Source organism: Thioclava sp. UBA3469 (assembly GCF_002378135.1).
In the GTDB taxonomy this organism is placed as follows: domain Bacteria; phylum Pseudomonadota; class Alphaproteobacteria; order Rhodobacterales; family Rhodobacteraceae; genus Thioclava; species Thioclava sediminum.
Genome location: NZ_DFRG01000208.1, coordinates 1 through 11,026 on the forward strand (window position 1 = coordinate 1; position 11,026 = coordinate 11,026).

Here is an 11,026-nt window from a genome sequence, read left to right on the forward strand (position 1 = left end):
ATGCAGCCGATCGAGAACATGAAGGCCCGCGCGGCATTGCACCAATCCGCCCCGATCGCGAGGTTCTGCGCCAGCCCATAGCCGGAATAGACCTTGCCGGACGCCGCCAGCCGCACCTTGTCCTTCACACCCGCGCCGACCAGCGCGTTGCGCATCAGCACCAGCCCGTCGATCAGCGGCATCCCCACATGATCCGACAGCTCCAGCGGCGCCGCCCCGGTACCGCCCTCGGCCCCGTCCACCACGACGAAATCGGGATAAATGCCGGTCTTCTGCATCGCCTTCACCACCGCGAAGGCCTCATGCGGTTGGCCGATGCACAGCTTGATGCCCACCGGCTTGCCGCCCGAGAGATCACGCATCCTTGCCGCGAATTCCATCATCTGCGCGGGCGTCGAAAACGCCTTGTGACCGCGCGGAGACAGGCAGTCCTGATGCGCGGGCACCTTGCGGGTCTCGGCAATCTCCTCGGTGACTTTCGCCGCAGGCAGCAACCCTCCGTGACCGGGTTTCGCGCCTTGGCTCAGCTTGATCTCGGTCATCTTAACCTGATCGCGGCTGGCCTGCTCGGCAAACAGCTCCGGGTCGAAATTCCCCGCATCGTCGCGCGCCCCGAAATAGCCCGAGCCCAGTTCCCAGACGATGTCTCCGCCGTGGCTCTGGTGATAGCGCGAGAAGCCCCCCTCGCCCGTGTCGTGGTAGAACCCGCCCTGTTTCGCGCCAAGGTTCAGCGCCTCGACCGCATTGGCCGACAGCGCGCCGAAGGACATTGCCGAGATATTGAGCACCGAGGCCGAATAGGGTTTCGCGCATTGATCGTTGCCGACCGTGACGCGGGGGCTTTTTTCGGGATGCTCGGCGGGCGCGATGGAATGGTTCACCCATTGGTATTCAGCGCCTTCCACGTCGCGCTCGGTGCCGAAGGGATGGGTGTCGGTCTGCCCGCGGGCCCGCGCATGGACGAGGTTGCGCGCCTCGTAGGGGTAGGGTTTGCCCTCCAGATCGCCCTCGACGATATAGGCGCGCAGGAAGGGCCGCAGATCATAGGCGAGCCAGCGGATGCGCGCCGCTCCCGGATAGTTGCGCGTGATCGTCCAATCCTTCTGGAAATAGTCGTAGAGGCTGAACGCCAGAAGCGGCACCGTGACAAGCAAGAGGATCAGCCACCAAGGGCTGATCCAGACGGCCAGCGCGAGCGCCAGCACAGATACCAAGAGCGAGCCGAGGGGGACGATGTTGCGGATGATGCTGTTCATATCGTCCCTCCCGGCTCTGCGTGGCTCAGACTGTCGCCTTGGCGCCTTTCGGCCCGACGAGCAGCCAGATGATGAAGCCGATAATCGGCAGGATGACGATCAACAGGATCCACAGCACTTTCTTGCCGGTGGATTCGCCCGAGCCAAGGATCGACACGATGGCCCAGATATCGAGGATGAGGACGACGAGGCCCCCGATCATGCTCAGCATAACTTCACTCCTTTATCGGTTCTTTCCGGTACTTACCGGCGTTCCTTGGCAGGGAAACTTGCGCCTTCAGCGCTTTGTTCCCTGCTTTCCCCGTTTCAAGCGGAAGTGATTGATCGCCAAGGCGGCCCCGCGCGTAGCGCCGCCGCCTTGGCATTGGGATCGCGCCTTCGCCTCAGCGCCCCGGCGTGAGCTTACGGATCAGGACGTAGAAGGCGGGCACCATGAAGACGCCGATGAAGGTCGCCGCCGCCATGCCGCCCAGCACACCGATGCCGATCGCGTTCTGTGCCGAGGCCCCTGCCCCGGTCGCGATCGCCAGCGGCACCACGCCCAGCATGAAGGCGAGCGAGGTCATCAGGATCGGGCGCAGGCGGAGCCGCGCCGCCTCGATGGTCGCGGGGATCAGCTCCTTGCCCTCAGCTTCGAGGTTCTTGGCGAATTCCACGATCAGGATCGCGTTCTTCGCCGCCAGACCGATCGTCGTGAGGATGCCCACCTTGAAGTAGACATCGTTCGACTGTCCGAAGACCCAGGCCGAGACCAGCGCCCCCAGAACCCCCACCGGCACGGCCAGCATCACCGAGAGCGGGATCGACCAGCTCTCATATAGCGCGGCAAGGCAGAGGAAGACCACCAGCACCGAGAGCGCATAGAGATAGGGCGCCTGATCGCCGGACTGGCGTTCCTGATAGCTCAGCCCCGTCCACGCGACCGCGTAGCCGCCGGGCAGATCGGAGACCAGCTGCTCCATCGCATCCATCGCCGCGCCGGAACTTGCGCTGCCCGAGGCCTGGCCCGAGATCTCGATCGCATTGGCGGCGTCATAGCGCGACAGTTTCGGCGCGACCGAGACCCATTTCGTCGTCGCGAAGGACGAGAACGGCACCATCTCGCCCGACGCATTGCGCGCATACCAAGTGTCGATATCCTCCGGCTGCATCCGGTAAGGCGCATCGGCCTGCACGATCACCGGGCGTAGATTGCCGTTGAGATCGAAGTCGTTCACCGATTTCCCGCTGAAGATCACCGAGAGCATCGCATTGAGGTTGCTCAGCGTCAGCCCGAAGCTTTCGGCCTTCTGCTGGTCGATATCGAGCTGCAGTGCCGCCTTGTTCTCGTCGCCGCTGACGCGGACATTGGTCAGGCGGCTGTCGGATTTCGCTTCGGCCACGAGCTGCTCGCCCGCCTCCTTCAGCGCCGTCGTGCCGTTATTGCCCTGATCCACCAGATACATCTGGAATCCCGAGGAGTTGCCGATACCGCGGATCGCGGGCGGTTGCAGGAAGAAGACCTGCCCCGCGCGCAGCCCCGCGAAATGCGCATTGGCCCGGCCCGAGATGGCGGCAGCGGTCTGATCCGCGCCGGTGCGGTCGTCGAAATCCTTCAGCTTTGCGAAGACCATCGCGGTGTTCTGCCCTCCGCCGCCGAAGGAGAACCCGAGCGTCGCGAAGACCGACGACACATCCGATTTCTCCTGCGTCAGCAGGTATTGCGTGATCTGGTCGACCACATCCGACGTCTGCGCCGTGGTCGACCCCTCGGACAGGTTCACCATCGCCATCAGCACGCCCTGATCTTCCTGCGGCAGGAAGGACGAGGGCAGCCGGGTCATCACGCCCCACGCGCCCGCCAGCACCAGCACGAGAACCAGCGCCATCAGGAAAGGTTTGCGCACGATACGGGCCACCGCGCTGGCGTAACCGCCCTGCATCTTCGCGAAGCCGGTGTTGAAGGCGCGCGCAGGCGCAATCGCGCGACCCGTCGAAGGCCGCAGCAGCTTTGCCGCCAGCGCAGGCGTCAGGATCAGCGCGACCACGGCGGAGAGCACCATTGCGGTGATGATCGTCACAGAGAACTGCCGGTAGATCACCCCCGTCGAGCCCGGGAAGAACGCCATCGGCAGGAACACCGCCGACAGCACCAGCGCCACCCCGATCAGCGCGCCAGTGATCTGGCTCATGCTCTTTTCCGTCGCTTTGAGGGGGCTGAGCCCCTCCTCCTCCATCACGCGCTCGACATTCTCCACCACGACGATCGCGTCATCGACCAGCAGGCCGATCGCCAGCACCATCGCGAACATCGTCAGCGTGTTGATCGAATAGCCCGCGACCAGCAGCACCGCGAATGTGCCCAGCAGCACCACCGGAACTGCCACGATGGGGATCAGCGTCGCGCGCCATTTCTGCAAGAAGACGAGGATCACCAGCAGCACCAGCACGATCGCCTCGGCCAGCGTGTGATAGACCTTCTCGATGGAGAGCTGCACGAAGGGCGAGGTGTCATAGGCGATCTGGAATTCGACGCCTTCGGGCAACGACGACGACATCCGGTCCAGCGTCGCGCGCACCGCCGAGGCCGTATCCACCGCATTCGCGCCGTTCGCGAGGTTCACACCGAAGCCCGCTGCGTTCATGCCATTGAACTTGGAATTGCTGCCGTAATCCTCTTGTCCGATCTCGATCCGCGCCACGTCGCCCAGATAGACCGCCGAGCCGTCGGCCTCGGTCTTCAACAGGATCTTCTCGAACTGCTCGACCGAGGTCAGCTGGCTCTGTGCGGTGATGGTCGCGGTGAATTGCTGCCCTTCGGTCGTGGGCAGATCGCCGAGCGAACCGACCGAAACGGTCGTGTTCTGCGCCTGCACGGCCGAGGTAACGTCGGTCGGCGTCAGCTGATATTGCTCGAGCTTGTATGGATCGAGCCAGACCCGCATCGCGTAGCCCGAGCCGAAGACATTGATCCCGCCCACCCCCGAGGTGCGCTCGATCGCGCCTTTCACTTCGGTGTCCAGAATGTTGCCCAGCTCGACCGTGGAATATTTCCCATCGGTCGAGACCAGCGCGCCGACCATCAGGATATCCGAGGAGGAGCGCGACACGCTCACCCCCGACGACTGCACCGCATCGGGCAGCGAATTCTCGACCTTGCGGATCTTTGTCTGCACCTCGTTCTCGGCGTCGATCGGATCGACCGAGCCGTCGAAGGTCAGCGTCAGGCGCGCCGAACCCTGATTGGACGAGCTCTCCATGTAGAGCAGCCCGTCGAGCCCGGTCAGCGAGTCTTCGATAGGCGTCGTCACCGAGTTCTCGACCGCCTGCGCGGTAGCCCCGGAATAGCTGGCGGAAATGCGGATCGTGGTCGGCGCGACTTCCGGGTATTGCGACACGGGCAGCTGGGTGATCGCGTAGCCGCCGGCGAGCATCGTCACCAACGCAAGCACGATCGCGAAGACGGGGCGATGGATAAAGAAACGGATCATGTTGAGCTTACTCCGCCTTCGCCGTGTCGTTGGCAGCGTCGGCGGTACTGTCGGAGTTATCCGGAGCGGCGTCCTGCACCACGCCCTGCGCGTTGATCGTCACCGGCACCGTCTTGATCTCGGCCCCGTCGCGCAGGTTCTTCAGCCCGTCGAGGATCACCTGATCGCCGTTCTCGATGCCGTCGGTCACGATCCACGCGTTCTGATAGGTGCCCGCCGTTGTCAGCGTCACTTTCTTCGCCGCGCCATCGGCGGCGATGAAGGCCGAAAGCGAGCCATCCCCTTCCCGCGTCGTCGCGCGCTGCGGCACGAGGATCGCCTGCGTCGTGCCCAACGTGATCTTCGCGCGCAGGAACTGTCCCGGCAGGATCATTCGGTCGGCATTGTCGAACTTGAACCGGAAATCCACCGTGCCCGTCGTTGAGGAGACAGTCGCACCGGGGCTGACAAGCGTGCCGGTGCCGTCATATTCCTCACCCGTCTCCAGCAGCAGCGAAACCTTCAACTGATCGCCGCGCTGCAAGGAGCCTTGGTCAATCCGCTGGCGCACCCGCATGATCCGTGCCGCACTTTCCGAGACATCGACATAGATCGGATCGAGCCGCGTCACCGTCGTCAGCGCATCGGACTGGTTCGCAGTGACCAGAGAACCGACCGATACGTTCGCCACATCCGGATAGCCGTCGATGGGCGAGCGGATCACCGTGCGATCGAGGTTGAGCTGCGCGGTCTGCAGATCGGCCTCGGCGCTCAGCGCGGAGGCTTTCGCCTGCGCGAGCGTGACCCTCGCCGTCTCCAGATCGCTCACCGAGATCGAGGTCTTCTCCAGCTTGGTATAGCGGTCCACTTGCGACTGCGCCGCCTGCACATTGGCGTCGGCGCTCGCCTTCTCGGCCTCGGCTGCGGTCAGCTCGGCCTGATAGGTGTCGTCGTCGATGTGAAACAGCGCATCGCCCGTCGCGACCTTGTGGCCCGCCTCGTAGTCGATCGAGGCGATGGTGCCCGCGACGCGCGGGCGGATATCGGTCTGCTCGAAAGCCACCGCGCGGCCCGGCAGGGTGACAGTATACGGCACGGATTGCGTCTCAACCTGCATCACGCCGACCTCGGTCGGGCCTTGAGTGCCACCCGGCATTCCCTGCGCCATCGCGCCCGTTGCAATTGCCACGGCCACCAGCGTCCCCACCGCCGCGCGCGACGTCCACTTACCTAAACCCATTCTTGTCGCTCTCCTGTCCGCAGCCCGTTTGATCCGGGGAATTCGGTTTTCCTACGGTAGGCTCCGGACATTCTGTCGCCACGTGTGCGAGAGCGGACTTGCGCCCTGCACATGGCTGGACCGGCAAGAAGGGACACCGGAGCGCCCCTTATCCTTGTTATTATTCAATGGAATAGCCGATTTCCGAACGCATCTCATCCGCACGCGAGACCGTCTTCAGCCACCTGTTCCGGCGCCTGAAAATGATGTCACGATATCGCGATGAGGCGGCTCAGGGCGCACGTCACCGAGCTGTTCAGCTCAGTTCAGTTCAACGTACCGGGCGAGGCGAAGCCGTATTTGTGGTAGATCTTCTGCCCGTCGCTCGAAGTCAGGAAGGTCACGAAATCCTTCGCGGCTTCCGGATGTGGCGCCGTCTTCAGCACGCCAGCCGTATAGGTCAGAGTCGAATTCTCGCTATCGGGCAGCTTGACCATATCGATGCCTTCATCCGCCCGCTTGGAGTGGAACAAGGCTTCCGTCAGCCAGACCGGCGCGGCATCGGCGAGCCCCGCCATCACCCGCATCGGCGACTGGCGATGGTGGATATGGGTCAGGTAGGTCGAGCCGTCCCGGACCTTGTCCTTCATGATCTTGTCGTCGAGCGCCTGCCCGCCTGCCTTGACGTAGCTCTTCTCGATCACCTTCGCGATGCCCTCCCAATCGGGGTTCGGCATCGTCACGCGGGTCGCAGGATCGGCCAGATCGGCGAGGCTCTGGATATGCAGCGGATTGCCCTTCGCCACCATCAGCGCCAGTTCGTTATCGGCATAGTCCTGCAAATCGGAGAAGGCCTTCTCGTCCTTCTGCATCGCCTCCATGGCGCCCTTGCCGCGGGTCAGCACATCGGGCTTCATCGCGATACGTAGATTGCCGATGGCGAAGGCTCCGTCATGGTTCTTCACCGCATCGAGCAGGATGCCCGGCGGCAGGGTGACGTAGAAGATACGCTTGTATTGCGGATAGGCGCGCTGGAAGGCCGCGATCAGGTCCTGCACCACCATGTATTGATTGCCCGCGAAATAGATCACCAGTTGCGGATCGACGATATCGCCATGCAGGTCGGGAAGATTGTTCACCTCCGGCACCGTGAAGTTCTTCGCATCCGAAGGCGGATTGTCCCAAGGCGCGAAGATGCTGGCCGAGCGGTTGAAGGTCGTCGGCTGGTCGGTATAGCCCGAAAGCTCCTGCCAGCTTTGCCCATCGTTGGACTGGGCCTGTGCCATCGGCGCGGTGAGCGCCAGTCCTGCAGCCACGGCGAGCGCGGTTGTCCTGAGCGATGCCATCGTGATTTCTCCTCCCTGTTGTGATGATGCAGCGCGAAATATCGCCGCACTCACTTCAGCCTAAGGTGGAGTTCACACCCGCCCACTCACGTCTCACTCACAGCCCCTCTCTTTCGTGCGAGGCCCTGTGTCATTTATTGAAAAGGGACGCCGACGCGCCCCTTTTCAATCTCGGCCGGTCCGATCAGCGCCTCACAGCGTGATGCGGTAGAGCGCGAAGCCTCCCTCGCCGTCGCCCGCCGGTTCGATATCCAGCCCGCGGGATTTGACGTCTTCGAGATAGTCCTGCGCTTTCGGGCCGGTCTCGAACAGCACCGTCGCGCCATCCGCAGGTGCGAAGGACCAGTTGGCGTCGGCCTTCGGGTTGATCGTGCCCTTGTCGTGGATGTAGCGCACGATCACGTCGCGGTTGGTGTCGGGCGCGCGGTAGATCACCGTCGAGCCGTCCGCGCCGGGGAAGCTGCCGCCGCCCGACGCGCGATAGTTGTTCGTGGCGATCACGAACTCGGCCTTCGGGTCGATCGGCTTGCCGTCATATTTCAGATCGACGATGCGGTTCGTATCGGCGTTCACCACCGCACCGTCCTTGTCGAACTTGGCGGGCTGGGTGATGTCGATCTGATAGGTCACCCCGTCGATCACGTCGAAATTATAGGACGGGAAATCGGGGTTCAGCAGCTTGGCATCCTTCGCGCCGGGATCGATCTGGTTGAACATGCCCGCCGAGCGCTCCAGCCAGTCCTTCACCTGCGCGCCGGTGACCTTCACCGCCTGCAGCGTGTTCGGATAGAGGTAGAGGTCAGAGACGTTCTTGATCGCCACCGGGCCTTTGGGAACATCGGTAAAGTAATCCGGGCCGCCGCGCCCGCCCGCCTTGAACGGCGCCGCCGCCGACAGAAGCGGCAGTTTACCTTCGGGCGTGCCCTCCAGCAGCTTCTTCACGTACCAGATCTGCGCATTCGAGACGATCTGCACCGACGGATCGTCAGCCACCAGCGCGAAGTAGGAATAAAGCGGCGCTTCGGTCTCGCCCACCTTGGCGCGGACATATTTCAGCGTCTCCTCATGCACCTGATCGGTGGCGGCGAGGATCGGTTCGTAATCGGTGGTGAGCGGCGTGATCGAACGATCCTCGCCGCGTGCGAAGATCGGACGAATTTCCGAGGTATGAGTGTCGATCTTCCACTTGCCGCCGTCGCGGCTCAGCATCAGGTCGATCAGGCCCATATGATTGCCCCAGAAGCCCGCCTGCACCGCCGGCTTGCCCTGCAGCGTGCCCTTGTCATTGTCGATACCGGGGCCGGAGAAATCCTTGCCGGGGAAGTTCAGGTGCTGGTGCCCGGTGATCACCGCGTCGATCCCGTCCACGCCTGCGAGGTAGAAGGCCGCGTTCTCCATCCCGTCGCTTTGCGGGCCGTTGTCGATGCCCGTATGGGCGAGCGCCACGATGAGATCGGCGCCCTCCTCGCGCATCTGCGGCACCCAGGCTTTCGCGGCCTCCACGATGTCGCGGGTCTGGTAATTGCCCTCGAGATGCGCACGGTCCCATTGCATGATCTGCGGCGGCACGAAACCGATCACGCCGATGCGGATCGGCATCTTGTTCCCCGCCCCGTCGGTCAGGTCGCGATCAAGGATCAGGTAGGGTGGCAGGTAGAGATCATCCTCACGCGGAGACGCCCCGAGCTTATGCGCGAAGTTCGCGCAGACCATCGGGAAATTCGCGCGGTCGTTCACCTTCTTGAGGAAATCCATCCCGTAGTTGAATTCGTGATTGCCCAGCGTGCCGCAATCATAGCCCAGCAGGTTCATCCCCGCGATGACCGGATGGGTATCGCCCTCCTTCATCCCCTTGGAATAGGCGATGTAATCGGCCATCGGGTTGCCTTGCATGTAGTCGCCATTGTCGAACATCATCGTGTTCGCGGCTTCCGCGCGCACCCCTTGGATGAGCGTCGCGGTGCGCGACAGGCCGACCGTGTCGACGGGCTTGTCAGCGTAATAGTCATAGGGCCGGATGTGGCAGTGAACATCGGTGGTGCACAGAAGGCGCAGGTGGGCCTGCCCTTCGGCGGCGCGCGCCGTGAACGGGTGGACCATCACGAGCCCGCCCGCAGCGGTGGTGGTGATCAGGAATTGGCGACGCGAAATAAGCGACATAAGGGGGATCCTCCGAGACAATTGGCTCCTTGCCGGAGCGCTCTATCCGAGGATCGTAACAGTGCTTTGACCGTCCGGATAAATATCCCGACGTAAGCTCGCACAAATTGGTGTGAGCGGGCGGGAAAACCCCGCCCGCCGCACAAGAATTCAGCTCTCCGAGAGCACCGCCTGCACTTCCGCGGCAGGGCCGGGATGGTGGCAGAAGACCTGCCGCCCGGCGACCTCTTCGGTGGGCGGGGTCGTGGCGCAGATCTCGCTCGCACGCGGGCAGCGAGTGCGCAACGGGCAGCCCGATGGCGGGTTGAGCGGGCTCGGCAGGTCGCCTTCCAGCGCAATCAGCACCTTGTTGCGCTCGATCTCCGGATCGGGGATCGGCACCGCCGACAGCAACGCCTGCGTATAAGGGTGCTGCGGCTCGGCGAAGAGCTTCTCGGTCGCGCCCGCCTCCATCATCTGGCCCAGATAGAGCACCATCACCTCGTCGCAGACATGGCGCACGACGCTCAGGTCATGGGCGATGAAGATGATCGTGAGCCCGAGATCGCGGCGCAGGTCTTCGAGAAGCGCGATCACCTGCGCCTGAATCGAGACGTCAAGCGCCGAGACCGGCTCGTCGCAGATCAGGAGCTTCGGCTCCACCACCAGCGCACGGGCGATGCCGATACGCTGACACTGACCGCCCGAGAACTCGTGCGGGTAGCGGTTGATCTGGTTCGGCAGCAGGCCGACCTTCTCCATCACCTCGCGGACCTTCTCCTTGCGCTCCTTACGGTCCATCTTCGGGCGGTGGGTGCGCAGTGGCTCTGCGATGATCTCGCCAACGGTCATACGCGGGTCGAGCGAGGCCAGCGGATCCTGAAAGATCATCTGGATGTCGGAGCGGTATTTCAGCATCTGGCGCGGCGAGAGCGGCAGAAGGTCCGTCTTGCCCTGCCAGATGATCTCGCCCTCGGCGGGCAGCATCTGGATCAGCGCGCGGGCCAGCGTGGACTTGCCACAGCCGGACTCGCCCACGATGCCGAGCGTCTTGCCCTGCTCGAGCTTGAAGCTCACGCCATTGACCGCGCGCAGTTTCGGCGGCTCGGTCCAAGGCAGGTCCGAGGCGCGGCGGATGTCGAAAGTGACCCGAACGTCGCGGGCCTCGATCAGCGGGGTCGTCATGCGGCGGCCTCCTCGATCGTTTCAATGGAACGGTGACAGGCGCGGGCGCGGCCCGGCGCAAACTCCGCCAGCGGCGGCATCACGTCGGCGCAGACCTCTTCAACGAAATCGCAGCGCGGGCAGAATGGGCAGCCCTTCGGCGCGCCGGTCATGTTCGGCGGGTTACCCCGGATCGGGGTCATCGCGCGATCCGCATCCAGACGCGGCAACGCGGCCAGCAAGCCCTTGGTGTAGGGATGGGTCGGGTTGGCGAACAAGGGATCGACGGGCGATTGCTCCATCACCTGACCGCCATACATGACAATCGCGCGCTCGCAGAAGCCCGCGACCACGCCAAGGTCGTGGGTGATCAGCACGGTCGCCATCCCCAACTCGCGGCGCAATTCGCCCAGCAGGTCCATGATCTGCGCCTGCACGGTCACGTCGAGCGCG

At 63.6% G+C, this 11,026-nt stretch carries 8 protein-coding genes; all 8 read right to left on the reverse strand.

Annotation, left to right across the window (positions count from 1 at the left end; genetic code table 11):
- Positions 1-1,256: FMN-binding glutamate synthase family protein (locus tag B3D39_RS14965; protein ID WP_286789845.1), on the reverse strand; the 1,256-nt coding region annotated here is incomplete at its 3' end.
- A gap of 25 nt (positions 1,257-1,281) precedes the next feature.
- Entirely contained in the window at positions 1,282-1,467 is a 186-nt protein-coding gene (locus tag B3D39_RS14970; RefSeq protein WP_078519794.1) for a PLDc N-terminal domain-containing protein, read from the reverse strand.
- 172 nt (positions 1,468-1,639) lie between these two features.
- Positions 1,640-4,726, reverse strand: coding sequence for an efflux RND transporter permease subunit (locus B3D39_RS14975; protein WP_274962630.1), 3,087 nt, complete (start codon positions 4,724-4,726; stop codon positions 1,640-1,642).
- Between the two features lie 7 nt (positions 4,727-4,733).
- Positions 4,734-5,945, reverse strand: a complete 1,212-nt coding sequence (locus B3D39_RS14980) for an efflux RND transporter periplasmic adaptor subunit (protein WP_274962631.1) — start codon at positions 5,943-5,945, stop codon at positions 4,734-4,736.
- Between the two features lie 305 nt (positions 5,946-6,250).
- Positions 6,251-7,270, reverse strand: a complete 1,020-nt coding sequence (locus B3D39_RS14985) for a molybdate ABC transporter substrate-binding protein (RefSeq protein ID WP_274962632.1) — start codon at positions 7,268-7,270, stop codon at positions 6,251-6,253.
- Positions 7,271-7,462: 192 nt separating this feature from the next.
- Entirely contained in the window at positions 7,463-9,430 is a 1,968-nt protein-coding gene (locus tag B3D39_RS14990) for a bifunctional 2',3'-cyclic-nucleotide 2'-phosphodiesterase/3'-nucleotidase (RefSeq protein ID WP_274962633.1), read from the reverse strand.
- Between the two features lie 150 nt (positions 9,431-9,580).
- Positions 9,581-10,594: an ABC transporter ATP-binding protein gene (locus tag B3D39_RS14995; RefSeq protein WP_274962634.1), complete on the reverse strand. Its 1,014-nt coding sequence runs from the start codon at positions 10,592-10,594 to the stop codon at positions 9,581-9,583.
- The coding region (locus B3D39_RS15000) for an oligopeptide/dipeptide ABC transporter ATP-binding protein (protein ID WP_349678103.1) at positions 10,591-11,026 on the reverse strand (436 nt) is incomplete at its 5' end. The genes B3D39_RS15000 and B3D39_RS14995, both read right to left, overlap by 4 nt.

What these genes read in the sequence shown, in the direction of transcription:
- B3D39_RS14970 (WP_078519794.1), bottom strand. Translation starts at nt 1,467, where the DNA reads ATGCTGAGCATGATCGGGGGCCTCGTCGTCCTCATCCTCGATATCTGG.
- B3D39_RS14975 (WP_274962630.1), bottom strand. Translation starts at nt 4,726, where the DNA reads ATGATCCGTTTCTTTATCCATCGCCCCGTCTTCGCGATCGTGCTTGCG.
- B3D39_RS14980 (WP_274962631.1), bottom strand. Translation starts at nt 5,945, where the DNA reads ATGGGTTTAGGTAAGTGGACGTCGCGCGCGGCGGTGGGGACGCTGGTG.
- B3D39_RS14985 (WP_274962632.1), bottom strand. Translation starts at nt 7,270, where the DNA reads ATGGCATCGCTCAGGACAACCGCGCTCGCCGTGGCTGCAGGACTGGCG.
- B3D39_RS14990 (WP_274962633.1), bottom strand. Translation starts at nt 9,430, where the DNA reads ATGTCGCTTATTTCGCGTCGCCAATTCCTGATCACCACCACCGCTGCG.
- B3D39_RS14995 (WP_274962634.1), bottom strand. Translation starts at nt 10,594, where the DNA reads ATGACGACCCCGCTGATCGAGGCCCGCGACGTTCGGGTCACTTTCGAC.